This is a genomic window from Olleya sp. HaHaR_3_96, from assembly GCF_019278545.1.
In the GTDB taxonomy this organism is placed as follows: domain Bacteria; phylum Bacteroidota; class Bacteroidia; order Flavobacteriales; family Flavobacteriaceae; genus Olleya.
Window position 1 is genome coordinate 2,391,790 of record NZ_CP058987.1, and the last position, 25,033, is coordinate 2,416,822.

The 25,033-nt window shown below is 32.8% G+C and carries 26 protein-coding genes and 1 pseudogene; 24 read left to right on the forward strand and 3 right to left on the reverse strand.

Annotation, left to right across the window (positions count from 1 at the left end):
• A complete protein-coding gene (locus H0I26_RS10550; RefSeq protein WP_218698299.1) occupies window positions 1-771 on the reverse strand; it encodes an MlaE family ABC transporter permease in 771 nt (256 codons plus the stop codon).
• Window positions 772-1,091: 320 nt separating this feature from the next.
• Here H0I26_RS10550 and H0I26_RS10555 point away from each other — a divergent pair, with 320 nt between their 5' ends.
• The 15 genes and pseudogenes from H0I26_RS10555 to H0I26_RS10625 form a co-directional block, all read left to right on the forward strand.
• Window positions 1,092-2,468 (forward strand): sugar porter family MFS transporter, encoded by a 1,377-nt coding sequence (locus H0I26_RS10555; RefSeq protein ID WP_218698309.1) that lies wholly within the window; start codon window positions 1,092-1,094, stop codon window positions 2,466-2,468.
• Window positions 2,469-2,869: 401 nt separating this feature from the next.
• Entirely contained in the window at window positions 2,870-3,595 is a 726-nt protein-coding gene (locus tag H0I26_RS10560) for a hypothetical protein (protein WP_218698311.1), read from the forward strand.
• 117 nt (window positions 3,596-3,712) lie between these two features.
• The gene (locus H0I26_RS10565) at window positions 3,713-4,072 is read left to right on the forward strand and encodes a hypothetical protein (protein ID WP_218698312.1); all 360 of its coding nucleotides are present in this window, start codon (window positions 3,713-3,715) and stop codon (window positions 4,070-4,072) included.
• Window positions 4,073-4,249: 177 nt separating this feature from the next.
• Window positions 4,250-5,851: a type I restriction-modification system subunit M gene (locus H0I26_RS10570; protein ID WP_218698322.1), complete on the forward strand. Its 1,602-nt coding sequence runs from the start codon at window positions 4,250-4,252 to the stop codon at window positions 5,849-5,851.
• Complete coding sequence (locus tag H0I26_RS10575; RefSeq protein WP_218698324.1) at window positions 5,848-7,074, forward strand: restriction endonuclease subunit S; 1,227 nt, start codon at window positions 5,848-5,850, stop codon at window positions 7,072-7,074. Before H0I26_RS10570 ends, H0I26_RS10575 begins: the two co-directional genes overlap by 4 nt.
• Before the next feature lie 26 nt (window positions 7,075-7,100).
• Entirely contained in the window at window positions 7,101-7,280 is a 180-nt protein-coding gene (locus tag H0I26_RS10580) for a hypothetical protein (protein ID WP_218698325.1), read from the forward strand.
• A 5-nt stretch (window positions 7,281-7,285) separates the two neighbouring features.
• Window positions 7,286-8,296 (forward strand): PIN domain-containing protein, encoded by a 1,011-nt coding sequence (locus H0I26_RS10585; protein ID WP_218698327.1) that lies wholly within the window; start codon window positions 7,286-7,288, stop codon window positions 8,294-8,296.
• A 9-nt stretch (window positions 8,297-8,305) separates the two neighbouring features.
• Complete coding sequence (locus H0I26_RS10590) at window positions 8,306-9,358, forward strand: PD-(D/E)XK nuclease family protein (protein ID WP_218698329.1); 1,053 nt, start codon at window positions 8,306-8,308, stop codon at window positions 9,356-9,358.
• On the forward strand, window positions 9,351-12,527 hold the full coding sequence (locus H0I26_RS10595; RefSeq protein ID WP_218698338.1) for a type I restriction endonuclease subunit R: 3,177 nt from the start codon (window positions 9,351-9,353) through the stop codon (window positions 12,525-12,527). Before H0I26_RS10590 ends, H0I26_RS10595 begins: the two co-directional genes overlap by 8 nt.
• Window positions 12,528-12,661: 134 nt before the next feature.
• A complete protein-coding gene (locus H0I26_RS10600) occupies window positions 12,662-13,186 on the forward strand; it encodes a hypothetical protein (RefSeq protein ID WP_218698340.1) in 525 nt (174 codons plus the stop codon).
• Between the two features lies 1 nt (window position 13,187).
• Complete coding sequence (locus H0I26_RS10605; protein ID WP_218698342.1) at window positions 13,188-13,655, forward strand: transcriptional regulator; 468 nt, start codon at window positions 13,188-13,190, stop codon at window positions 13,653-13,655.
• A 5-nt stretch (window positions 13,656-13,660) separates the two neighbouring features.
• A complete protein-coding gene (locus tag H0I26_RS10610; RefSeq protein ID WP_218698353.1) occupies window positions 13,661-14,095 on the forward strand; it encodes a hypothetical protein in 435 nt (144 codons plus the stop codon).
• Window positions 14,096-14,116: 21 nt separating this feature from the next.
• Window positions 14,117-14,227: a DUF4357 domain-containing protein gene (locus H0I26_RS10615; RefSeq protein WP_218698355.1), complete on the forward strand. Its 111-nt coding sequence runs from the start codon at window positions 14,117-14,119 to the stop codon at window positions 14,225-14,227.
• Window positions 14,228-14,401: 174 nt separating this feature from the next.
• Window positions 14,402-14,689, forward strand: a complete 288-nt coding sequence (locus tag H0I26_RS10620; RefSeq protein ID WP_218698356.1) for a GIY-YIG nuclease family protein — start codon at window positions 14,402-14,404, stop codon at window positions 14,687-14,689.
• 135 nt (window positions 14,690-14,824) lie between these two features.
• Window positions 14,825-14,923: pseudogene (locus H0I26_RS10625) on the forward strand (DUF4357 domain-containing protein); the annotation flags it as partial.
• A gap of 4 nt (window positions 14,924-14,927) precedes the next feature.
• Here H0I26_RS10625 and H0I26_RS10630 read toward each other — a convergent pair.
• Both H0I26_RS10630 and H0I26_RS10635 read right to left on the reverse strand, forming a co-directional pair.
• Window positions 14,928-15,728, reverse strand: coding sequence for a LytR/AlgR family response regulator transcription factor (locus tag H0I26_RS10630; RefSeq protein ID WP_218698358.1), 801 nt, complete (start codon window positions 15,726-15,728; stop codon window positions 14,928-14,930).
• Window positions 15,729-16,748, reverse strand: a complete 1,020-nt coding sequence (locus H0I26_RS10635; RefSeq protein WP_218698360.1) for a hypothetical protein — start codon at window positions 16,746-16,748, stop codon at window positions 15,729-15,731.
• Window positions 16,749-16,959: 211 nt separating this feature from the next.
• On the opposite strand from H0I26_RS10635, the gene H0I26_RS10640 reads away from it, so the two are divergent.
• The 9 genes from H0I26_RS10640 (at window position 16,960) to H0I26_RS10685 (ending at window position 24,970) form a co-directional block, all read left to right on the forward strand.
• Window positions 16,960-17,100, forward strand: coding sequence for a hypothetical protein (locus H0I26_RS10640; RefSeq protein ID WP_218698361.1), 141 nt, complete (start codon window positions 16,960-16,962; stop codon window positions 17,098-17,100).
• A 63-nt stretch (window positions 17,101-17,163) separates the two neighbouring features.
• Entirely contained in the window at window positions 17,164-18,597 is a 1,434-nt protein-coding gene (locus H0I26_RS10645) for a viperin family antiviral radical SAM protein (protein ID WP_218698363.1), read from the forward strand.
• Window positions 18,598-18,884: 287 nt separating this feature from the next.
• The gene (locus tag H0I26_RS10650; protein ID WP_218698374.1) at window positions 18,885-19,295 is read left to right on the forward strand and encodes a 5' nucleotidase, NT5C type; all 411 of its coding nucleotides are present in this window, start codon (window positions 18,885-18,887) and stop codon (window positions 19,293-19,295) included.
• Between the two features lie 173 nt (window positions 19,296-19,468).
• On the forward strand, window positions 19,469-19,630 hold the full coding sequence (locus H0I26_RS10655; protein WP_218698386.1) for a hypothetical protein: 162 nt from the start codon (window positions 19,469-19,471) through the stop codon (window positions 19,628-19,630).
• 680 nt (window positions 19,631-20,310) lie between these two features.
• Complete coding sequence (locus tag H0I26_RS10665) at window positions 20,311-20,598, forward strand: GIY-YIG nuclease family protein (RefSeq protein ID WP_218702076.1); 288 nt, start codon at window positions 20,311-20,313, stop codon at window positions 20,596-20,598.
• A 657-nt stretch (window positions 20,599-21,255) separates the two neighbouring features.
• Window positions 21,256-22,794: a Fic family protein gene (locus H0I26_RS10670; RefSeq protein ID WP_218698388.1), complete on the forward strand. Its 1,539-nt coding sequence runs from the start codon at window positions 21,256-21,258 to the stop codon at window positions 22,792-22,794.
• Window positions 22,795-22,955: 161 nt separating this feature from the next.
• Complete coding sequence (locus H0I26_RS10675) at window positions 22,956-23,315, forward strand: hypothetical protein (protein WP_218698390.1); 360 nt, start codon at window positions 22,956-22,958, stop codon at window positions 23,313-23,315.
• A 396-nt stretch (window positions 23,316-23,711) separates the two neighbouring features.
• Window positions 23,712-24,275: a hypothetical protein gene (locus H0I26_RS10680; protein WP_218698392.1), complete on the forward strand. Its 564-nt coding sequence runs from the start codon at window positions 23,712-23,714 to the stop codon at window positions 24,273-24,275.
• Between the two features lie 8 nt (window positions 24,276-24,283).
• On the forward strand, window positions 24,284-24,970 hold the full coding sequence (locus tag H0I26_RS10685) for a nucleotidyl transferase AbiEii/AbiGii toxin family protein (protein WP_218698394.1): 687 nt from the start codon (window positions 24,284-24,286) through the stop codon (window positions 24,968-24,970).
• Window positions 24,971-25,033 lie beyond the last annotated feature (63 nt).

A 25,033-nucleotide genomic window follows, 5' to 3' on the forward strand; every position in this document is an offset into this window, starting at 1 on the left:
TTAAAGATGAAAAAATAGATCAGTAATAAAAACGGCAATAAAATCAATAATAAATAATAACATGGACGAAAATACGACTGCCGAATTAGCTGCTGCACCAACACCCACAGTGCCCTTTTTACAATTATAGCCTTTAAAACACCCTACTAACGCAATCGCAAAACCAAAGAAAAACGTTTTAACCGTCGCTGGAATCAAATCACTAAATGCTAAGGCATTAAAGACTTTATTAAAATAGAGTAGTAAGGACACTTCGCCTTTAAGGTTTTCAATAATAAAAGACCCAAAAAGCGCTATAGCATCACCTAAAAGCACTAAAAGAGGTAACATTAGCGTGGCGGCCAAAATTCTAGTGACCACTAAAAACTTAAACGGATTAGTGCCCGACACTTCCATAGCATCAATCTGTTCGGTAACGCGCATAGATCCTAATTCTGCACCAATACCAGACGCAATTCTACCAGCAAACGTTAGCGCAATAATAACAGGTCCAATTTCTCTAATAATAGCCAAACTGACCATGGAAGGCATCCAGGATTCGGCACCAAACTCCTCTAAAGTCGGTCTGGTTTGTATGGTTATGACTAGCCCAATAATAAAACCAGTAACGGCTACTAGTAAAATGGAGCGGTTACCAATACTGTAACATTGTTTAAGTAATTCCTTACCTTCAAAAGGTCTTGTAAACACCGCTTTAAAAAAGCGTTTAGTAAACAAGGTCAACTCGCCAATATCAATAAAAAAAGAAGAGACGCCTTTTGGAAGATTCATTATACAAAAATTTTGTATCGAAGGTAAATTAAAAGGTGTCGTCTAAAAATGATATAAGTCATATTGGACCATAAACTATTCATAAAAAAAAGGACTTATTATCATCCTTATATAGGGCCTTTTTTCACCTTAAAACAGCAGAAAATCAATCAAAAACAACACAACAAAACTAGGTTTTAGATGTGTTTTATGCTCTGTTTATCAAGTATAGCTTAAAAAAGGCAACAATACACCTATACAAAAACCATACAGGGCCTATTTTTAATAAATGGCACAACTTTTTAATAGTATATTGATGTATTAACTAAAAATTAAATTACATGAAAAAAGGCATTTTTTTACTTTTAATAGCTGCAGTTTCGGCATTAGGAGGGTTACTATTTGGATATGACACAGGGGTTATAAACGGAGCACAATTTTACTTAACAGAGCATTTTAATTTAAGTTCAGCCTTAAAAGGTTGGGTAGTTGGAAGTGCCCTTTTAGGTTGTTTTGTTGGTGCTGTTGTTGCAGGACCTTTAAGTATTAAAATAGGAAGAAAATGGTCTTTAATAATATCAGCGATACTATTTACATTATCCGCTTACGGTTCGGGTTTACCAGAGTTGTTTCCGCAGTCGGTAAGCATGTTGGTCTTTTTCAGAATTTTAGGAGGATTAGGTATCGGAGTCGCGTCCATGAACGCCCCCATGTATATTGCCGAAATCGCACCTTCAAACATCCGTGGGCGTATGGTAACCTATTACCAATTAGCCATAGTTATCGGGTTTTTTATCGTGTTTTTAGCCACCTATTATATTGGTAATAACCTAACACAAACGGAGAATATCGCTTTTGGATGGCGTCGTATGTTCTGGTCAGAATTAATACCAAGTGGTTTGTTTTTAGTCCTATTATTTTTTGTACCAAAAAGCCCACGTTGGTTGGCCTTAAAAGGAAAAGACGACGAAGCCTTAGTGGTACTAGAAAAAATTAACGAAGCCGATATCGCCTCAAAAGAGTTACTACAAATCAAAAAATCGTTAAATCAAGAGGATGCAGGCGTAAAAGTCAGTTATTTCTCAAAAGCCATATTAGTAATCATCGCCATAGGTACCGTATTATCTATGCTACAACAATTTACAGGGATCAATGCTGTGATGTATTATGGCGCCGATATATTCGAGAAAGCCTTAGGATTTGGTAAAGAAGACGTCCTGGCGCAACAAATACTATTAGCCTTTGTTAATTTAGTATTTACGTTTGTAGCCATGTTTACAGTCGATAAATTTGGACGTAAACCATTATTATACATTGGGTCAATCGGGATGATTGTTGGGTTTTTATTACTAGGGGTAACACTGCAACAAGAAAGCGTTGGGATGCTATCGTTAATAGGCGTGCTAATCTTTATCGCCTCGTTTGCACTATCTATGGGACCAGTCGTTTGGGTCTTATTATCAGAGATGTTTCCAAACAAAATCCGTAGTGTAGCCATGTCCGTAGCAGTTGCAGCACAATGGGCCGCAAACTATGTGGTCTCACAATCCTTTCCAATGGTTATGGGCAGCGAGACTAATAATAGCGCCCCATGGAACGGGTCATTGCCCTACTTTATATTCATCGCCTTTATACTAATAATCGTCTACGTGACTTATAAATTTATACCAGAAACAAAAGGAAAAACACTAGAAGAAATCGAACAATTTTGGGATTAATTCTATTTTGGGCGTTACCCACGTTTGCTTTTGGTAGCAAACGTGCGTCAGGCTGTCCATTATATCTTTTTTACTAGTTGGTTTGGCGTTGCTCATGCTTCACAACACCACCAACTTACGTAAAAAAGGATGCCATTTCCATCCTTAACGCGGGGCAAACACTAGTCTTAGCAGTTAGGTTTGGTTTAAAAAGCAACTATGGGTACAGGTAATCTTAAAAAACAAGTACTTTTTAAAACAAGAAAAGCCACTAAAACCATAAATAAAATAACACAATCTACAAGCCTTACGGGAAACCGTAAGGTTTTCTTTTTTTAACACGGTATGTTTGACACTTAAAGTCGGAATAAGCCGAAAACAGACTTAAAACAGGAGTACGTTATTAAACTAATTATTTACAAATGAAAAGATCGCTTTTAATTGTATTACTACTTATCATGGTATTACCAAAACAAACTTACGGACAAAATAAAGGAGAAGCAATTGCAGGTGTTGCCGGTGGACTTCTAGCCATTGGAGCAGGTATCGCTGCAGTCGAGCAAATGAAAGAAAAAGCAGAATTGACAGCTACGCAATGGGTTTTAACAAATAGACCAGAACTAACAAGTTTTTCGCTACAAACGTTGGATTTTAATGGTAAAAAATTAAAAGATATGTCAGCTGTATCTGTAATATCGTTTAAAATTCAAGAATTTACACCAGCAGATAAGCCAGAATTAGATGGTAAAAAACAAGTGCTTTTTGGATTTACTAGTAGTGGTTGGATAAGTGAATATGGTATTGATTTTGAAAAAGTTACTTGGTATTTAATTGATGATGCAGAATGGTTAAGCATGATGGTGGCTTACGTCAAAGTATCTTCTGGAGAAAATAATATTGATAACTTGGAAACGACTTTAAAAGCAGGTAAAGTCGTTAATAAAGGCGTGAAAGTTAAAAGTAAATTGGTAATACCATTTTTTAAACTAACTGGAGACATGTATGTGGTAACGGATTACTCTTCAGAAATGAAATTATTATATAACGAACGCTCTTTAGGAATATTTTTAAAAGCAACTGGTGATCTCGTACAAATAGGAAGAGGAGATATTATAAAAATACACGACTTCTTTTTTGACGAAGATTAGTATAAAAAAGTATTGATTTTACACATAATCTATAAGCCTTACGGAAAACCGTAAGGTTTTCTTTTTTTAAGGGGTTAAGTTTACAATTACTAATATTAATAACTAACACATTTAACCATGAAAAAGCTCTTATTCGCCCTAATATTTACGTTAAGCAACTTAATTGCTAGCGCGCAATCCTGCGAAGACATGATGGATTTAGTAACCAAAGATAATTATGGAAGCACTTATAGCAGTCCAACAAGCGATGCAATATCTAAAGTCACATTTTATAGTAAACAAATAGACTATCAAACCTACTATTTTGCAGTAGTCTGTTTTAAAAAGGAGTATGCTTATGGCTGTACAGAATATCTTTATCAAGTAGGTTCAAGCACAAAGCTTAATTATTCGTTACACTATTTAGACAGTGCGGGTAAAGCCTTTTGGAAATACATCAAACCGTACAACAAAAATTTGCAATGTGCACCGGATTAGTGTAATCTGTTTTAAATCAAATAGTTGTTATTTATGTAAAAAAAACAGGTTGTGTTTATTGCAAAGGTCTTATATTTAAGCTCTCCCTCTAAGTATTGATTGATTACAAAGTTTTTTTAAAATTATTGTGCTTAAAAAACACCATTTTAAACACACAACATATTATATAATAGATACATGGCTAAAACCAAAAACACCTTTGAGCAAGATTTGTTTAAAGCAGCAGATAAATTGCGTAAAAATATTGACGCAGCAGAGTACAAGCACGTCGTACTTGGGCTTATCTTTTTAAAATACATTTCAGAATCTTTTGATGAGTTGTACCAAAAACTACTAAAAGACGACTATTCTGACGAAGAAGACAGAGACGAGTACATTGCAGAAAACACCTTTTTTGTCCCTAAACTAGCACGTTGGTCGCACATCCAAGCAGAAGCTAAATTGCCAATTATTGGGCAAACTATTGACGAAGCAATGGAAGCGGTAGAAAAAGAAAACAAAGAACTAAAAAACGTATTACCTCAAGTTTATGGTAAAGCCAATTTAGATAAAACTGCTTTAGGTGAGCTTATAGATTTAATATCTAATACCGAGTTACAAGCCGAAAACGAAAACTCTAAAGACTTATTTGGTCGTGTGTACGAGTACTTTTTAGGCGAGTTTGCCAATGCGGAAGGTAAAAAAGGAGGGCAATTCTACACACCAAAAGCCATTGTAAAATTAATGGTCGAAATGATAGAACCTTACAAAGGACGTATTTACGATCCTGCTTCGGGTTCTGGTGGTATGTTTATCATGTCAGAAAAATTTGTAACAGCACATTCTGGTAACATTAAAGACATTACGGTGTACGGTCAAGAAAGCAACCAAACCACATGGAAACTGTCCAGGATGAACCTTGCCATACGTAACATAAACTCCAAATTTGTGTCTTGGAACACAGAAGGCTCTTTTTTAAAAGACGCACACCCAGATTTAAAAGCCGATTTTGTAATAGCCAATCCGCCTTTTAACCAAAAAGAATGGGGAATAGACATTTTACAAGACGATGCACGTTGGCAATATGGACCGCCTCCAAATGGAAATGCCAATTTTGGTTGGATGCAACACATGCTTTACCATTTATCACCACGTGGCGTAATGGCAACCGTTTTAGCCAATGGCTCTTTAAGTTCTAATACCTCTGGCGAAGGCGACATACGTAAAGCTTTAGTAGAAGCTGGCTTGGTAGAATGTATTGTAGCCTTACCAAAACAACTGTTTTTTAATACAGGTATACCTGCATGTATTTGGTATTTACGCAGAGGACGAACAAAAACAAACGAAGTTTTATTTATTGATGCCTCAGAAATGGGCTATCTAAAAGACCGCGTACATCGTGATTTTTCAGATAGTGATGACGACACCAAAAAAGGAAACTACCACGAAGACGGTTTAGGAGATATTCAAAAAATAACAAAAACCTATCACGATTGGCGTAAACAAACCCAAAGTGAAACTGTCATTGCTAGCGAAACGTCATTGCGAGGCACGAAGCAATCTGCCTATAATAATATAAAAGGCTACTGCAAATCCGCAACCCTAGACGATATACGTAAACACAAGCACGTACTTACACCAGGACGTTACGTGGGCATACCAGACGAAGAAGACGATGGTATCCCATTCTCAGACAAAATGGAAGCCTTAACCACAACCTTAAAAGCGCAAATGCAAGAAGAGGAAACGTTAAACCAAGAGATTAAAACACAACTAGCTAATATTGGGTTTAAGTTATGAGTAGTGTAGATGATAAATTACCTGATGGTTGGAATATAACTACTTTAGGTGAAGTATGTGATAATGTGTCTAGAAGGTTTGATTTTGAAAAAAAATCGAATGTGGTATTTGTAAATACAGGAGATGTTTTAGATGGTAAGTTTTTACATTCAGATTATGTGTCTAAATCAGGTCTTCCTGGTCAAGCAAAAAAAGCTATTAAAAAAGGGGATATACTATTTAGTGAAATTAGACCTAAAAACAAAAGATTTGCAAGAGTGGATTTTGATGCTGAAGACTATGTCGTTTCTACAAAATTCATGGTTATTGAACATAATGAGCTAATTGATTTAAATTTTTTATTTACTTTATTAACAAGTGATAAACAAGTAAATGAGTTTAATCAAATAGCAGAATCTAGATCAGGAACATTTCCTCAAATTACTTTTGATGCAATTTCTTATTTAACGATAACATTACCTCCAATTATAGAACAAAAAGTTATTACTAAAGTAGTAAATACATTTAATGATAAAATAGAAAACCTATGTGCACAAAACAGCACCTTAGAGCAAACCGCACAAACTATTTTTAAAGAATGGTTTGGTAAATACCAAATTGATGATGTGATGCCTGATGGGTGGCGTGTTGGGAAGTTGGGAGAGGAATTTGATATTTCTATAGGAAGAACACCACCTAGAAAAGAATCAGAATGGTTTTCAAATACACCAACTGGTAAAAAGTGGATTTCTATTAAAGATATTGGGAATTGTGGTATTTATATTGATAATACATCTGAATATTTAACTGATAAAGCTATTGATAAATTCAATATTCCTGTCATTCCAGAAAATACTACTATTTTGAGTTTTAAAATGACTGTTGGTAAACTAACAATAACCACAGAAGAAATGCTTTCAAATGAAGCAATAGCGCATTTAAAGTTAAAAGAAGGATCTTACTTAACCTCAGAATATATATATCTGTATTTGCAAAATTTAGATTTCAATGCATTAGGTAGTACTTCCTCAATTGTAACTGCTATTAATTCAACGATGATAAAAAATCTTGACTTTGTTATCCCAAGTGAAGAAGTTTTAATAGAATTTCAATTATTAATTGATTCATTTTTTAAGAAAATAAAGAATAACACACAACAAATCCAATCCCTAACCAAAACCAGAGATGTATTATTACCAAAGTTAATGCGTGGTGAAATTCGAGTTAATGGGTTTAAAAAGTAAAATAAGCAACATATAAATTATTAATTATGAAAGATGGATTAAAAGCAATAGGAGCTATAATAATAGTAGTTGTAATCATAGGTGTTGTAGGAGGTGTTGTTACAGGTGTTTTAGATGGTTTAATACGTTTTTTAGATAGCATTCCTTGGTGGCTTTGGCTTATTGGAGTCATTCTGTTTTTTTATATACTATCAAAACAAAAATAATTAGTATGAAAGAAAAAGTAGTTTTTGATACTAACATAATAAGAAACACAGAAATAAATAATTTTTTTGGTGGACGTAACGAATTAATGCGATTTGCAGAAGTTGCAGATATTGTAATTCCAGAAACTGTAATACAAGAAATAAAAAGGCAAAAACGTAAAAGCTTGAAAAGTAACAAAGATAAATTTGTTGCAAATCCATTTCATAATCTTTTAGGTGTTGATACAAATAACACTAATGCTTTTAGTATTGACGATTATATAGAAAAATTAGTAACAGACGAAGAATTTTCATTTGAAGTTATTGATATAAAAGATAATAATGTATTACTGAAAATAAAAGAGTTAGCCTTTAATAAACTGCCTCCTTTTGAAGGTAGCGACAATACAGACAAAGGGTTTAAAGATGCCTTAATTTATTTTTCAGTTTTAGAGTATTTAAACGAAATACCAAACAAATACATTTTTGTATGCGCTAAAGATGGACGTTTAAAAGAAGCATTTGATAGTGAACCTAATATTATTGTAGTTAAGTCTTATGAAGAGTTTAAACAAAAAAGTATTTCTCAATTTTTTGGTGATTATTTTATTGAAAAGTTAAATGAATTTTTAGGTTTTACAGTTGTTAAGGAAAATATCATTAGATTTTGGATAAATATTAATGATAATCAAGTTATAATTATTAATGTGGATGATGATATTTATGCTATTGAAGTTGATTCAGGCGAAATAATAGGTTCAGCATTAATTGATGAATATGTGCCTATAATCAATAAGCTTATTAGTTCTCCAAATTTTGGAATTACGCATGATTCCATTGCATATTTAAACGATTATATCTCCTTTTTTGAAGAAGACCAAATCAATGCAATTTTAGACGCTTCTTATAATAATGACCAAATTCGTTGGATAATTGATGATGATGGCACAAAACAGTTTATTGGTTTCTTGTATGAGAATACTGAAGTGATTACTAATGATGAAACTTTAGCGTTTCTTAAAAGCAATTTTGATTAATAATAGTAGATGCAAAACCAACCAAACATATTTAGTTTCGCAACAAGTGAGTTAAGTCAAGATGCATTTATAGCGTGGCTTTTAACTTGGGCAGATGTTAAATACAAAGAAGTAAACAACCAATTACATCAATTAGGCTTAGATTTTTTGCAGTCTCTTTTAGTAAAGCACCCGATAGGTTCAACAGAGATTTCTAATTTAGAAATTAAAACACAGTTTCATAAAATAGATGTGTTTGTTAGTTTTATTATGGATGGTAAAACCTATGGTGTAATTATAGAAGATAAAGTACACACTATAGATCACTCTAACCAATTAGAGCGTTATAAAGCTAAAATAAAAGAATTAAATAATCATGATGTTTTAGTCCCTATTTACTTTAAAACAGGATATCAAGTTAATCTTACACGAATAGAAGATAATGGCTATTACCATTATACGGTAAAAGACTTGTTGCAAGTTTTAACGCAAACTAAAATTACACAAATAAATAATGATGTCTTAACGCAATACCATAGTTATGTTTTAGGTAAAGAAGAGGAGTTTGACAATGCAGAAACTGATGCTAATTTATATTTAACAGAACCATTAAGTAAATGGAAATGGTGGACATGTGTGCGTTTCTTTCATGAGTATAAAGAACACTTTACGGCTGGTTGGCATTCCGTACCTAATAACAGAGAACCTTTGCTTGCTTTTTGGTACGGAGGAGGCAAGTTCACAATGAATGATGTAGAAAGTGATAAAAAAATGACTCTAGAAGTTTATTCTGACATCCAATTTTCTAGAGGTAGAATTATAATAAGTTATCGTGTAAGTCTTCATGGTAATCCTCAAAAAAACAATAAAAACAGAAACAAGATTTACAATGCTTTTAAACAGTATTTAGATGAAGCAAATATTTCACATAAAAAAGCACATTTTAAATCAGCAAAAGATACTATGAAGCTGGTAGAACTTACAAACATAAGTGATACCCTTAATTACGAAGGTTTGGTGTCTTTAATGGAGAATAATGACTTATTAAGTAAAAAATTCGCAAAAAACTTTACAAATGCTTAACGAAGACAAAATAGAACAAGCTTTTATAGACCAATTAGTAGGTCAAGGTTATACCTATCATTATGGTCCAGACATTGCACCTAATAGTGATAATCCACAACGTGAAGGTTTTGAGTCTGTGTTGTTAGAGCAACAATTAAAAAACGCACTACGCCATTTAAATCCAGACGTACCAGAATCTGCTAGAGTGGAAGCCTATCAAAAAATTCTAAACTTAGGCACGCAAGATCTAATGGAAAACAATGAGCGTTTCCATACCTTGTTAACCAATGGTGTAACCGTTGAGTACAACAAAGAAGGCAGAACAAAAGGGATTAATGTACAATTATTAGATGTTGTCAATCCCGAAAACAACCAGTTTTGGGTAGTAAATCAATTAGTAGTAAAAGAAAATAATAACGAGAAACGTTTTGATGTTGTTATTTATATTAACGGTTTGCCTTTAGTTTTTATTGAACTTAAAAATGCTATAGATGAGAAAGCAACCCTGCTCAAAGCGCACAGGCAAATAAAAAACTATAAAACAGCTGTTCCTAGTATCTTTTATTACAATAGTATTTGTGTAATAAGCGATGGGATAGAAGCAGGCACATCAAGTGTTTCGGCACCATTTTCTAGATTCCTATCTTGGAAAGCGCCTAAACATGATAAAGTATTAAGTATTTTAAAAGAAAGCAATGAACTAGCAATTGCTGCAGAGCCAGTTACTTCTTATGGCAAAACACCGTTGCAGGATCTTACTTCTTGGATGTTGAACAAAAAAACGGTAGTAGAGTTAATTCGCTACTGTACCGTTTTTGAGCAAGAAGAAAAAAAGGATGATAAAACAGGATTAATTTTTCAAGTAAAAATTAAAAAAGTAGCAGCTTACCATCAATATTACGCAGTACAAAAAGCAGTAACACAAACTATAAGAGCAACAGACGCTAAAGAAGGCGACCGTAAAGTTGGTGTGGTTTGGCATACGCAAGGTTCTGGTAAGTCATTATCAATGGTGTTTTACTCTGGTCAAATTGTAACGCATCCACAAATGAAAAATCCAACCATTGTGGTATTGACAGATAGAAACGATTTGGACGACCAATTGTTTGCGACGTTTGGTAATTGTAAAGAATTATTACGCCAAACACCGGTACAAGCACAAAACAGAAACCATATAAAAGAATTATTAAATGTGTCTGGAGGTGGTGTTATTTTTACAACCATTCAAAAATTTTCTCCCGAAGAAGGTAATGTATTTGATACGTTATCGGAAAGAACCAATATTGTTGTAGTTGCGGACGAAGCACACCGAAGCCAATATGGTTTTAAAGCACGTATAGTGGATGTTGAGGAAGGTTCGGAAATTAGATATGGAAATGCTAAGTATTTACGCGATGCGTTGCCAAAAGCCTCTTATATAGGTTTTACAGGAACACCCATTGAAAAAGAAGATAAATCTACACCAGCCGTTTTTGGTGAGTACATTGATGTATACGATATAAAACAAGCAGTAGACGATGGCGCAACAGTACCTATTAGTTACGAGTCACGTTTAGTAAAAATTAAACTAAACGAAGAAGTTACAAAATCTATAGACAGTCAGATAGATGCTATAGAAGATGCCACCGAAGAGCAAATAGAAAAAGCAAAAACTAAAAGTGCAGCAATAGAGAGAATTGTTGGTAAAGACGACAGACTAAAAGACATTGCAAAAGATTTAGTCTTTCATTTTGAAGCACGTCAACAGGTTTTTGAAGGAAAAGCCATGATTGTAAGTATGAGTCGTAAGATTTGTGCAAAACTCTATAATGAAATTATTGCTTTGCGTCCAGATTGGCATCACGACGATTTAGACAAAGGAGCAATAAAAGTAATCATGACAAGTACAAGTGATGATGAAGCTATTTTACAACCACACCATACTACAAAAACACAACGTAAACTATTAGCTGCACGTATCAAAGATCCTAACGATGCTTTACAAATGGTAATTGTTAGAGATATGTGGTTAACAGGTTTTGATGCACCAAATTTACACACCATGTATATTGATAAGAAAATGCAAGGTGCAAATTTAATGCAAGCAATAGCGCGTGTAAATCGTGTGTACAAAGATAAACCAGGAGGTTTAATTGTAGATTATATCGGTATTGGTCAAGACCTTAGAAATGCGATGGCAACCTATTTACAAAGTGGTGGCGAAGGCACGCCAATTGTAGATATAAAAGAAGCTATAGCGGGCATGTTAGAGAAGTTTGAAGTGGTCGAGCAAATTTTTCATGGCTACGATTACAAGTCTTATTTTAAAGCAGAAACTAATATTAAACTTCAGATTTTACTAGGAGCGCAAAACTTTGTGTTGCAAACAGAAGATTTAAAAAATAGATTTATAAAAGAAGTTACCATATTATCTAAGTTGTTTGCAATGTCTATTCCTAGTCCGCAAGCAGATAACATTAAAGATGAGGTGGCCTTTTTTCAGGCTGTAAAAGCACGTATTAATAAATTTACTGGGAATACTACAAAATCAGACTACGAAGTAGAAACAGCAATTAAGCAAATTGTTGATGATGCCTTATCAAGTGAAGGTGTTATAGATGTGTTTGAAGCAGCAGGAATTAAAGCACCTTCTGTTGGGATTCTATCTGACGAATTTTTGTTGGAAGTAAAAAATATGCAACAGAAAAATGTTGCTTTCGAGTTGCTTAAAAAACTATTAAGTGATGAGGTTCGTGTGCGTAAAACAAAGAACATCGCACAAGCTAAACGGTTTTCAGAGATGTTAGAATCTGTAGTAAAACGCTATCACAATAACCAAATAGATTCGGCGCAAGTTTTAGCAGAATTGTCTGCTATTGCAAAAGACATGCAATTGGAAGACCATAAATCTGAAGAGTTAGGATTAACTACTGAAGAATATGCCTTTTATAGCGTTTTAACACAAAACGATTCCACAAAAATGTTGGATGACGAAAAGATGAAAGAACTAATCCATACCATTGTTGAGGTAGTTAGAAATAACGCAACTGTGGATTGGAGTAAGCGTGACGACGTAAGAGCAAAATTAAGATTAACGGTTAAAAAGATTTTAATGCGCTACGGTTATCCACCAGATGTTGCAAAAATGGAAGCTGATAAGGTGTTGGCTCAAAGTGAATTGTTGGCAGATGTGTTGACTCGGGAGTAAGAAAAAAGAATAACTAATCTCTAAAAGAAGTAAATATAAAGTATATATTTGCTAAAAATAGTTAAAAAATAAACCTACAGGTTGATTATATGGAAATATTTAGTACATTTGACGAACAGTATCAAGGCATTTACTTGGCACGCTTTGTTAATTGTGCTTTTTATAATACACCATCAGACTATGAAACAGAACTCGATAAAATACAGGATCAACTTCAAGATCCCTTATATGTGCGCAATTTCATTAAATCTACCGATTCTGGCTGGAAAAAAGGTGATTTTATAAACGAACCTCTTACATTTTTGGCTTCCGAAGTTTTAGATGAAGCTGGAGATTTATTTGACCAATTTGATGAACTCACAGAAAACTCGCAAAGTGGAGATTGTTTTGAACTTTTATTTGATGAGTTTGTTGAACTTTCAAAAGGAGAACGATTACATGATCCTGGAAGACGCAAAATGTATACTTATGAATATAAATCAAAATTAAGGTTGTATGGTGTCCGAGTAGGGAACAATGCTATCGTTATTACAGGAATTGGCATAAAATTGGTAGGTAAGATGCAAGATAGTAATGCATTACAACTAGAATTAGATAAAATGGATTACCTTAAAAATTGGTTACAACAAGAAAATATTACAGACTGTACAGAATTTTAATATGAGCAACAACTTAAATACAAAAGTTACTAAAACAGCTACGAGTTGGAAAACACGTGCTAAATTAGATAGAGGCAATAGACGCAATATTAAAAGAGCGCAATTATTTGCACTCGAATTGTTAGATTATATGGAAACCCATAAAATTAAACAAAAAGATCTTGCAGAACGTATGGACGTGAGTCCACAACAAGTAAATAAGATTTTAAGAGCAAAATCTAATTTGACTTTTGAGACCTTAGATAAAATAGAAGTAGCACTTGGTATTACTATAACTGCACCTAAAATTAAAGTGAACAGAACTATTCTTTCACAAGATATGGGAAGAGTGATGCAAATTGTACACAAACGCAAGCAAAAAGTTATGGAAACAGATCTTAGCTCGATACCAGTTACTAAAAGAAACCCTTTATTAGTAACAACTATGGAAAGCGTAGGTGAATATAAATATACTGCAGATCAAATTTAATTATCATGACATATAATAAACTCGGTTTTGCGTTATCTGGTCTACGCACTGTATCTTTTGCTACAATAGATACAGCATATAAAAAAAATGGAACGGTTAATTTAGTTTCAAATTTAGGTTTTGGAATAGATACTGATAAGCATGTGATTTCTTGTAATGTTAAGTTTACTTTTGAGAAAAAAGCAGACCAACCTTTTTTAATATTAGAAGTTAAAGCGCTTTTTGAAATTGAAAAAAATGACTTTATAAATAAAGTCAAGCAAGAAGATGGGACTTATTTGGTAGCAAAAGGTCTTGCTGTTCATTTTGCTGTATTATCAATTGGTGCTGCTCGAGGTGTTCTTCATGCTAAAACTGAAGGAACAGTTTATAATGAATATTTACTTCCAACTATTGATGTTCAGCAAATGGTTGAGGAAGATATTGTTTTTAGTTTTTAATTGATTTTTCATATTTAAAACTTGTACAAAGTAAATAATGTTTTCGTTTTTAAAATAGGATTACATTTTAATTCACCATCTGCAATTATTTTAGAGCGTATTACTAATGGTTGGATGTCTTGGAAAGATTAAAACGGTAATACGCTAGATGTTTTGAAGCGGAAGTAAATCGCCATCAAAAAACACGAATAATACTGTCACTGCGAGGCACGCGGCAGTCTCATGATGCTAACCGAAACAACAAACAGATTGCTTCGAGCAAAGGTCTTGCAATGATAGTAGAGAAGGAGCAATGACATATACACTATGAAACCAGGTTATATTTACATCCTCACTAATAAAAACAATACCACATTATATGTTGGTGTTACTGCGTATTTAAAAAAACGGATACTGCAACATAAAGAAAAATACGATTTAAAATCATTTACAGCCAGATACAATTTAGATAAACTGGTATATCATGAAGCACACCAAATGATTGGAAAGGCAATAGCAAGAGAAAAGCAATTAAAAGGAGGAAGCAGAGCTCAGAAAATAGCTTTAATAGAAAGTGTAAATCCAGAATGGTTGGATTTATTTGATGAGGTGTAACGTCATTGCGAGGCTTGTTGCGAGGAGGAACGACGCGGCAAACTAGGACGATGCAGTCTCATGATGCTAACCGAAACAACAAACAGATTGCTTCGTTCCTCGCAATGACATAACAAATAAAAATGTAATTCACCAAGTGGAGCAGCAGCAATAATATTAGCAAGAGCAGCAAATGGTTGGACAGAGTGGAAGGATAAAGATGGTAAAACGTTAGATGCTTTGAAGCGGAAGTAATAATCTATAATTTTAGTTTTGCTTTCCATTTAGCTAGAAAACCTGTTTTTTCTTTATCAGTGATTTCAAATTTTGTGTTGGTGTTATATAAATTAACAGTAGTATTATTTCTTTCTTTTATATGAACCATATTCACAATTGTGCTTTTGCTAATTTTTTCAAAATTATAATGCACCAATTCTTTATTTAAATCTATAATCTTCATTCTTACATTTTCAAATAGTATTTCATCATTTTTCCCATAGATATGTAAGTTGTTTTTATGAGGTTTATCTGCTTTAATTTTTTCGTTTTTTTGAGTTTTCTTACTAGTTTTCCATCCATTGCTAATTAATGCAGTACTAATATAATAGACTTGTTCGGGTCTAAATCGTACTTCTTTATTACTTCCAACAGGTAAAGTGATGAAATTGGTGTGGTCTTTATTAATAGACGTTCTTACTTTGCCAATCACCTTATTTTTTAAAATAGCTTCAAATTCTTCAATATCAAAAGGTTTACTTAAGTATCCTGAAATATCCAAACTATTAATAACTTGTTTTTCTTTTTCAGTTTCTCCTGTTAAAAAAATGATTTTTTTATTATCACCAATTTTTTGCGCTAACTCAATACCATTATAAACAGGCATGTCAAAATCGACTATAAGTAAATCAAAGTCATCTTTATTTATATTTTCATAAGCTTTTTTAGAACTGTCATAACTTTCTACATGTTTAAGTTCGTAGTCTTTAGGTAGAGTATCTATTTTAGCCTTAACGTATTTTAAAGTTTTAGGTTGATCGTCTACAAGTATATAACGTATCATTTAATTTAAGCTTAAGGTTAGTTCTGACAAATATTGATTGTTTGGCAATGATTTGTGTTCTAATTTACTATTGGGGTAATAGGCAGTAAGTAATTGTTGTAAAGCATTTAATCCAAAATTTGAGGACTCAGCAACCTGGGTGTTGAAATCTAAACGTTGTTCCGCACTATTTACTAAACAATAGCTGAGTTGTTTGTTCTTGTTTTCTTTTAAAACAATACTAATAAACGAGTCTGTATTGTTTAAACTGCCATGTTTTAAAGCATTTTCAACAAATGGAAAAAACAAAGTAGGCTTAATTTTAATGTTTTCTTTTTGATCTTGTTTTAAACTATTATCAAACTGGATGTTTGTATTAGGTTTAAGATACTTGATAAGGTCTAAAAACATAGTAATATGTTCTAACTCTTCTTCTAAAGAAGTGTTTTCTTTATTTAAAGCAGATACGTTATAGTCTAATAATTTAAAGATGTTTTTTAAGGCTTTTATTGGAGGGACTTTACTTTTGTTATTTCCCATTTTATAATTAATCCCTAAAAACGATTTGTAGCTATTATCAGTTTCTTCCATGTCAACATAAATCTGACTGATTACATTTTTAATAAAATGTGCACCAAGTCTAGTGTTGTTAGCTTCTACATTTTTATAGTTTACAAATTGGTCATACGCTCTTTTTTGATGATTTATAGCTTCTTGATGTTCTGCTATCTCTTTGTCTTTTTGATTTAAAGACGAATGGAATTTTTTCATGTAATCTTCTATCTGTTGCTCTAACTGAAAGATTTCATTATTTTTTTTGGTTAGTTTTCTTTCTAACGATTGTGCTTTTCTAAGTTGTTCGTCAAATTTAGAGACGCCCAGTTGTTGCGCTTCTAATTGTGCTGTCAACTGTTTATTCCTTTTTCTAAAGACATGCTTTCTATACAGGTTATACCAATTTCTAATAATTATCAGGATTAATATAAAAAGTAGGACTTCAACAGGTTTGAATTGTTGGAGAAAGTCTGAAAATGATTCCATAAAACTAGTGTAGGTATTTGTTGGTTGATTAAAAGCGTGGTTTTTATAGCACTCATTTTTTTTATATCCCAAAAAAAGAGGTCGATATCCCAAATATAGTCGGTCTGACACAAATTAGGAAATTTAATCGTAATCATCTGCATCTTTACTGTAATAACAAAGGGTTTAGCATAGTGCTGCGCTTTTATAAATCTAATTAAAACCTAAAAAAATGAGTAATTCAAAACAAAACAATCACAAGTCAAATCAAACAAATTCAAACAAAGGAACATCTGGAACTAATGCTGCAAATAGTAAAGTACATGGTAATAGAGGTCAGCAGTTGAATCCAAATCAGAATTCTAAAAAGTAATTATTAATAATACCTCGTCTTTTTTAGAAAGGCGGGGATTAACTAACCATTAAACTTAAACCAATGAAAAACAAAATAACATTAAGCGGATTTGCAGGAACAGGAAAATCTACAGTAGGAAAACTAATTGAAGACCAATTAAATTTTGAATTTATATCTGTTGGAAATTATACTAGAACATTTGCAATGCAAACGTATGGAATGACTATTAACCAATTTCAAAAACATTGCATTAACCATCCAGAATTAGACTATTTAATTGACGATAAATTTAAAGCAGAATGCAATAGTAAAGACAATATAGTTATTGATTATAGACTGGGATTTCATTTTGTTAAAAATGCTTTTAATGTGTTATTAAAAGTGTCTGATAAAAATGCATCTGAAAGAATACGTTTAGGCAATAGAGTAGATGAGATAGTAAGTCCAAAGGCTATTAATCTACGCAATGACGCTATGAGAACACGTTTTTTAGAGCGCTACAATGTTGATTTTACCGATGACAATAATTATGATTTAATTATTAATACAGATGGTTTTACACCTAAAGAAGTGTCTCAACAAATAATTAAACATTATCAAGAGTGTAATGCTGTAGTTGCAATTCCAAGTATCAATTATCATTTATGGGAACCGTGTAATATGCGTTGTAAATTTTGCTTTGCAACTTTTCAAGATGTTAAACAGACTATTTTACCAAAAGGGCATTTACCAGAAGCAGAGGCTTTAAAAGTAGTAGAAAATATTGCGGCAGCAGGTTTTGAAAAAATAACATTTGCAGGAGGAGAGCCCTTATTATGTAAGTGGTTACCAAGTTTAATTAAAAAGGCAAAGCAATTGGGCATGACTACTATGATTGTAACTAATGGAAGTAAATTAACAGATGCATTTTTAAAAGAGAACACCGCCCATTTAGATTGGATTGCAGTAAGTGTAGATAGTTTAGAGGACGAAAATAATATTAAAATAGGAAGAGCAATTTCAGGAAAAATACCATTAAGTAAAGCGTTTTACTATGATTTAGTTGATACAATAAAAAAGTATGGCTATGGCTTAAAGATTAACACTGTGGTTAATAAAGTAAACTATAAAGACAACTTAACGGCGTTTATTGAGTATGCTAAACCACAACGTTGGAAAGTCTTACAAGTATTACCTATTGAGGGACAAAATGATATTAAAATTGATAAGTTTAAAATAACAACAGCAGAGTATAATTATTTTTTAACTACACATGAAGATGTAAAAACTATTGTACCAGAATCCAACGACGAAATAAAAGGAAGTTATGTGATGGTTGATCCTGCAGGACGCTTTTTTGATAATGCAGAAGGCACACATAATTACAGTAAAACAATTTTAGAAGTAGGTGTGCAGGAAGCTTTAAAAACTATGAATTATGATTTGGAAAAGTTTTTAGATAGAGGGGGAGTTTATGATTGGAGTAATGATAAGAACCAAGATTTAAGAAAGGAGGAGCTGACTTATGGGCAATAATATAGCAGGTTTTTGTAAAACAGAACATTTTACCTACCGACAATGGGATAGAACAATAAAGGATAGTGTATTGATATCTATCTTAAAAAATGTGGAGACAAATAAAACGAATACACTCCTTATAGTGAGTAGAAAAGTTTTAAAAAAGGTAAATATTAAAGTAAATAAAGAGCTATTCATTAAAATAGATAATAACACGCTAATCACTTGTTTTTATTGTGAACTACAAGAGTATTATACAAGAAATAGAGAGCAAAATTATTTAATAATCAGTAAAATATAAAAGTATGAAAAAGATAATATTAATAGACATGGACGGTGTTTTAGTGCAACTAGGAGACGGACCTTTTAGCGAAAATAGAAATAAGGAAGGTTTTTTCTTGAATAATAAACCTTTGGAAGGTGCTGTAAATGCTTTTAAAGCTTTGAGCGCTAAGTATGAGTGTTACATTGTATCAACACCAGTTTGGAGTAACCCGCATTGTTGGATGGAAAAACGCTTATGGGTTGAAAAGCATTTGGGTTTGGAGGCTAATAAAAGATTGATATTAACTCATAATAAAAACTTGGTAAAAGGAGATTTTATTATTGATGATACTAAAAATCATGGCGTAGATAAATTTGAAGGAAAACATATTCATTTTGGTACTGATGCATTTTTAAAATGGAATAATGTTTTAGATTTTCTACTGGATTAAAAGGTACGTTTTTATATCCCAAAAACACGAGGCAATAACCCAAATATAGCTGGTTTATCACATATTAGAAAATGTAATTAGTAGTAAAGTTACATTTGAATAATAGAACAAGTAAACTATACGATGGCCATCTATTTTAAACTTGAAATATTATTTTTTTTAAACAAATAATTATGAGTAAAAAGACGCCTATAAAGGAACAAGATGTAAAAAGAATCAAAAAAGCAATAGACAAAAAAACTAAAAAAGATAAAGGGGATGATTTGTTTATTGAGAGAGTTGAGCATGCGGTAAAAAAGAAAATTCAACCTAAAAAAAATAATAAAACTATTTAATTATTAATTTAAAAATTCAATTATTATGAGAGATCACAGAAACGAAGACCAAATTCAGTCAGACAATGACAACCATGCAAATCAATTAAATTCGAATAATGATGAATATCATCATTCTAGAGAAGAATAATAAGTATTTGTTTTATTTAATTATCAAAACGTCAAGCAAATTTTGTTTGACGTTTTTTATAGTTTATATTTTAGATAACAATTAAAGGTGTAAAGGCGTGTGGAAATTTATAAGAGTTTGTTATTGATTTTTTGAGACTAATACAAGGTTATATTTTTTATTTTTGAATTATATAAAACCCTAAAAAGTAATTTACCCAACAACGAGGAAAACACCACACCACAGGAAGCAGAAACCTATAAAGACACATTAGAGTTAACCTTAAACCAAAACAACAGAATAAACGCTAAATAGGTCATAAATGATAACCAAGTGCAGGAGCAGCTGTGGTTTTAGGGCGTTCTGTAAATGATTGGACGTCTTGGAAAGCTAAAAACGGTAAAACGCTAGAGGCGTTGAAGCGGAAGTAAATCGCCATCAAAAAACACGAATAATACGGTCACTGCGAGGCACGCGGCAGTCTCATGATACTAACGGAAACAATCAAGAGATTGCTTCGACGAAAGGTCTCGCAATGACAGTACAAAAAAGTAACAATGCTATATACAGTATGAAACCAGGTTATATTTACATCCTTACTAATAAAAACAATACCACTTTATATGTTGGTGTTACTACGTATTTAAAAAAACGGATACTGCAACATAAAGAAAAATACAATCCAAAATCGTTTTCAGCCAGATACAATTTAGACAAACTGGTATATCACGAAGCACACCAAATGATTGGAGATGTAATAGCAAGAGAAAAGCAATTAAAAGTAGGAAGCAGAGCTCAGAAAATAGGATTAATAGAAAGTATAAATCCAGAATGGTTGGATTTGTTTGATGAGGTGTAACGTCATTGCGAGGCACGTTGCGAGGAGGAACGACGCGGTAAACTAGGACGAAGTAATCTTATGATGCTAACCGAAACAACAAACAGATTGCTTCGTTCCTCGCAATGACAGTAGTGTATTACTTCGTGCCTCGCAATGACATAACATATAAAAATGTAACTCACCTAACTACCAGGAACATGCAACATAACAGGAAGTAGCCAAGACTAGGAAGCACAAACCTATAAAGGCACATTAGAGTTAACCTTAAACCAAAACAACAGAATAAACGCTAAATGGGTCATAAATGATAGCCAAATGCAGGAGGAGCTTTAGTTTTAGGGCGTTCAGCTAATGATTGGACATCTTGGAAAGCTAAAAACGGTAAAACGCTAGAGGCGTTGAAACGGAAGTAAATCGTCATTTACAAAACACGAATAATACGGTCACTGCGAGGCACGCGGCAGTCTCATGATGCTAACCGAAACAATCAAGAGACTGCTTCTGCCAAAGGTCTCGCAATGACGTAACAAGAAACAAAGTGCTTCGTCCTACGTATTTGCAATGACGCTAACGATAAACCTATTTTTCCTTAAAAATTAAAAATAAAACCTATTTTTCCTTTTTAAAACCTATTTTTCCGGTATATTTGAGAGTAACCATTTTTTACTTAAACTTATGATTTTTAATCGTTTTTCACAAAAAATAAGTGTTTTCCATGGTATGCAAGCTCCAGAAGAAGCAACACTAGTGGGTTATGGTGCCATTATAGATGGTTTGCAATTGGGTATGCCTTTACCAGCACAATTGGCAATTATAAGTGATAAAAGACGTCGTTATAGTACAGAGAAGTGGAAGGTGTTTTCATCTAAAAACATATTTGAAGATAGCTTATACAAACATTTAGTTTTTGCTTTAAAATACGAAGGGATTAATTTATTATTCTTTAAAAAACTATTCGAAACACTATCAGAAAAAGATAGTGTGACCTTATTGCAACTAGAACCAACAGGGCAATACAGTCGTAAAATATGGTTTTTGTACGAATGGCTTTTACAAAAACAACTTCCAATAGACGATTTGGCAATTAAAAACTTTGTGCCTTTAATAGACACTAAAATGCAATACGCCATTACAGGTACGCGGTCTGTAAGGCATCGTATTATAAACAACCTACCAGGTACACCAGAGTTTTGTCCATTACTATTTAAAACAGATAAACTAGAGGCTTATATTAATGCTAATGTTTTTGATAAAAAAAACACCTTTTTAAATAACATTCATAACGATGTGCTAAAACGCGCCTCCTCTTTTTTACTGTTAAAAGACTCTAAAGCATCGTTTGCTATAGAAGGCGAAAATCCTGCAAATAATAGAGCTATACGTTGGGGAAAAGCCATTGGACAAGCAGGTGATAAAACATTAAGTATTTATGAGTTAGAGCGCTTACAGCAAATAGTTATAGAGAATAGTAGGTTTGTAAAAATGGGATTGCGTAACCAGGGTGGTTTTGTAGGTGAGCATGATAGAAGTACGGGAGCGCCAATTCCAGATCATATTTCTGCTAAGCAAGACGATCTAGATGTATTATTAAAGGGATTAATAGAAACCAATACACTATTACAAGATAAAAGTTACGATGCTGTTTTGGCAGCTGCAACTATAGCATTTGGTTTTGTGTTTATACATCCTTTTGTGGATGGTAATGGGCGTCTACATCGTTATATTATCCATCATGTTTTAGCAAAAAAACAAATGACGCAACAAGGTGTTATTTTTCCTATTTCGGCTTCTATTTTAGATAAAATAGTAGATTACAAAAATGTTTTAGAAAGCTATTCTCATCCATTATTAGATCATATGACATGGACAGAAACGACAGGGCATAATGTTGAGGTAACTAACCATACAATAGATTTTTATCGTTATTTTGATGCCACAAAAGAAGCAGAATTTTTATACGACTGTGTAGCCGATACTTTAGAAAGAGTGATACCAGAAGAGGTCAACTATTTACTAAAGTATGATGCCTTTAAAAGGTACATGGATAATCATTTTGAAATGCCAGATACGTTAGTGGCATTATTGGTTCGGTTTTTAGAACAGAATGATGGCAAATTTTCAAAACGAGCCTTAGAGAAAGAGTTTTCGGAATTAAAAAAAGAAGAAGTTATAGCTATAGAAGCACATTATAATACCATTTTTATAGAAGATTAAATGACTAAACGATATGAATTACAACTAGAAATTTGGTGAATCGTTACTGCGAGGTATGAACAATACGGGCACTGCGAGGTACGCGGCAGTCTCATGATGCTAACGGAAACAATCAAGAGATTGCTTTGACCAAAGGTCTCGCAATGACATAACAAATAAATATGCAATTAACCCAACTACCAGGAACATACAACATCATAGGAAGCAACCAAGACCAGGAAGCGGTAACCTATAAAGGCACACTAGAATTATCGTTAAACGAAAACAATAGAATCATCGCCAAATGGGTCATAAACGATAATCAAGTACAATTAGGAACAGGCTTCTTTAAAGACAATATTTTGGTTATTAATTTTAATTACATCGGTGATGACGACGCTATTTATAAAGGCGTTGTGGTATATAAATGCATTACTCAAGACCTTTTAGATGGGTTTTGGTCCGAAAAACATGGTAATCCATTATATCTAGGAGAGGAGCGTTGTTTTAGAATAGGTACCCAAAAGGAGATTATTAATTAGGACGGTCACTGACTAAAAAATGAAACCAGGTTACATCTACATACTAACTAACGTTTGCTTCGCTATAATTTTACTACGATTGCAATGCTGTTCTCAATATTTTCTGTACATCTAAATTATCTTTTTGTGGAATCAAAAACGGTTCTAAATTGTCTGGATTGTTAATGTGTTCTGAGTTATCAATAAACCTTAGATTTTTTTCAACTAATATAATAACTAGTAATCTTTATTAAGATAATCTGATTAGAAAATGATATATATAATATCAAATTTCATTTGTTTCTTAGTAAATATCGCAAATCGCGATACACGATATTTAAGTTTAAAGTATTGATTATTAATATATTTTAACGTACTATTGCATATCGCGATATGCAATATTTTAAAATAGAGGTAATGAGAACGCAACAAAATGTAATGAAACCACAAGACATTGTCTTGCTACTAAAAATAATAAGTATGCAAAATAATGCTTGGAATCAACAACAAACAGCTGCAGCTTTAGGCATGAGCCAGTCAGAAGTTAGCGAATCTGTAGCAAGGTCAAAATATTCAGGGTTATTAGATGCTAAAGGTAAAAAAGTTATGCGTCTTGCATTATTAGAGTTTTTACAGTTTGGTATTGCTTATGTGTTTCCTCAAAAACCAGGAGCTATTGTACGTGGTATTGCAACAGCACATTCTGCAGCGCCATTAAACAATACTATAGTAAGTGAAGAGCATTATGTTTGGCCATCCGGTAAAGGGAATTTAAGAGGCCAGGCTATAATACCATTATATCCATCTGTAATTGATGCAGTACAAAAAGATGAAGTATTACATGAGATTTTAGCTCTAGTAGATGCAATAAGGGTAGGTAGAGCTAGAGAAAAAGAAATAGCTATTAAAGAATTAAAAATTAGAATACTAGAAAATGATTCAGATTTAGACAGAAGATTATTACTCTTGAATAATAAATAAAGTGAGCTATGGAAAATAGAGTGATTAATATTGCTACAGTTGCAGAAGTGGCATTAGCACTTCAAGAACTAAAAGACCAAATGGTGTTTATTGGTGGGGCTGTTGTAAGTGTTTATACTGACGATCCATCAGCAGACGAGATAAGACCAACAGCAGATGTAGATTTAACTATTAATTTATTGAACTATGCTGATTGGGTCCAAATGCAAGAACGATTAGCAGCACTTGGTTTTAGTCCAGATCCAGTAGGACATGCTATTTGTAGTTATTTGTATAAAGGTATTTCTATTGATATAATGCCGGCAGAAGACGGTCCTATTGGACCAGCTAACCGATGGTATAAAGTGGGTTTTCAAAATTTATGGACCACAAAAGTTAAAGAAGAGGATATTAGTATTTTGTCTGCACCTTGCTTTCTGGCTACAAAGTTTGAGGCCTTTAAAGATCGCGGTACGGACTATAGAACAAGTCATGATTTTGAAGATATTATTTACGTATTAGATAATAGAACAACTATTGTTGCAGAAATTAATGAAGATCATCCCGATATTAAACAATTTATAAAAGAAGAATTAATTAAAATATACAAGAGTAATACGTTTACAGAAATCGTGTCGTGTCACATACATCCACTTATAGTAGCAGATAGATTGCCAATGTTAATAGAGAAAATTGAAAATATAATTACCAGTTAATTATTCGCTTCAATAAATTAAAAGTGTAGCTAACGCTCTTAGAATGTAGCTTACAATTGTTGT

What these genes read in the sequence shown, in the direction of transcription:
- H0I26_RS10550 (WP_218698299.1), bottom strand. Translation starts at nt 771, where the DNA reads ATGAATCTTCCAAAAGGCGTCTCTTCTTTTTTTATTGATATTGGCGAG.
- H0I26_RS10555 (WP_218698309.1), top strand. Translation starts at nt 1,092, where the DNA reads ATGAAAAAAGGCATTTTTTTACTTTTAATAGCTGCAGTTTCGGCATTA.
- H0I26_RS10560 (WP_218698311.1), top strand. Translation starts at nt 2,870, where the DNA reads ATGAAAAGATCGCTTTTAATTGTATTACTACTTATCATGGTATTACCA.
- H0I26_RS10565 (WP_218698312.1), top strand. Translation starts at nt 3,713, where the DNA reads ATGAAAAAGCTCTTATTCGCCCTAATATTTACGTTAAGCAACTTAATT.
- H0I26_RS10570 (WP_218698322.1), top strand. Translation starts at nt 4,250, where the DNA reads ATGGCTAAAACCAAAAACACCTTTGAGCAAGATTTGTTTAAAGCAGCA.
- H0I26_RS10575 (WP_218698324.1), top strand. Translation starts at nt 5,848, where the DNA reads ATGAGTAGTGTAGATGATAAATTACCTGATGGTTGGAATATAACTACT.
- H0I26_RS10580 (WP_218698325.1), top strand. Translation starts at nt 7,101, where the DNA reads ATGAAAGATGGATTAAAAGCAATAGGAGCTATAATAATAGTAGTTGTA.
- H0I26_RS10585 (WP_218698327.1), top strand. Translation starts at nt 7,286, where the DNA reads ATGAAAGAAAAAGTAGTTTTTGATACTAACATAATAAGAAACACAGAA.
- H0I26_RS10590 (WP_218698329.1), top strand. Translation starts at nt 8,306, where the DNA reads ATGCAAAACCAACCAAACATATTTAGTTTCGCAACAAGTGAGTTAAGT.
- H0I26_RS10595 (WP_218698338.1), top strand. Translation starts at nt 9,351, where the DNA reads ATGCTTAACGAAGACAAAATAGAACAAGCTTTTATAGACCAATTAGTA.
- H0I26_RS10605 (WP_218698342.1), top strand. Translation starts at nt 13,188, where the DNA reads ATGAGCAACAACTTAAATACAAAAGTTACTAAAACAGCTACGAGTTGG.
- H0I26_RS10610 (WP_218698353.1), top strand. Translation starts at nt 13,661, where the DNA reads ATGACATATAATAAACTCGGTTTTGCGTTATCTGGTCTACGCACTGTA.
- H0I26_RS10620 (WP_218698356.1), top strand. Translation starts at nt 14,402, where the DNA reads ATGAAACCAGGTTATATTTACATCCTCACTAATAAAAACAATACCACA.
- H0I26_RS10630 (WP_218698358.1), bottom strand. Translation starts at nt 15,728, where the DNA reads ATGATACGTTATATACTTGTAGACGATCAACCTAAAACTTTAAAATAC.
- H0I26_RS10635 (WP_218698360.1), bottom strand. Translation starts at nt 16,748, where the DNA reads ATGGAATCATTTTCAGACTTTCTCCAACAATTCAAACCTGTTGAAGTC.
- H0I26_RS10640 (WP_218698361.1), top strand. Translation starts at nt 16,960, where the DNA reads ATGAGTAATTCAAAACAAAACAATCACAAGTCAAATCAAACAAATTCA.
- H0I26_RS10645 (WP_218698363.1), top strand. Translation starts at nt 17,164, where the DNA reads ATGAAAAACAAAATAACATTAAGCGGATTTGCAGGAACAGGAAAATCT.
- H0I26_RS10650 (WP_218698374.1), top strand. Translation starts at nt 18,885, where the DNA reads ATGAAAAAGATAATATTAATAGACATGGACGGTGTTTTAGTGCAACTA.
- H0I26_RS10655 (WP_218698386.1), top strand. Translation starts at nt 19,469, where the DNA reads ATGAGTAAAAAGACGCCTATAAAGGAACAAGATGTAAAAAGAATCAAA.
- H0I26_RS10665 (WP_218702076.1), top strand. Translation starts at nt 20,311, where the DNA reads ATGAAACCAGGTTATATTTACATCCTTACTAATAAAAACAATACCACT.
- H0I26_RS10670 (WP_218698388.1), top strand. Translation starts at nt 21,256, where the DNA reads ATGATTTTTAATCGTTTTTCACAAAAAATAAGTGTTTTCCATGGTATG.
- H0I26_RS10675 (WP_218698390.1), top strand. Translation starts at nt 22,956, where the DNA reads ATGCAATTAACCCAACTACCAGGAACATACAACATCATAGGAAGCAAC.
- H0I26_RS10680 (WP_218698392.1), top strand. Translation starts at nt 23,712, where the DNA reads ATGAGAACGCAACAAAATGTAATGAAACCACAAGACATTGTCTTGCTA.
- H0I26_RS10685 (WP_218698394.1), top strand. Translation starts at nt 24,284, where the DNA reads ATGGAAAATAGAGTGATTAATATTGCTACAGTTGCAGAAGTGGCATTA.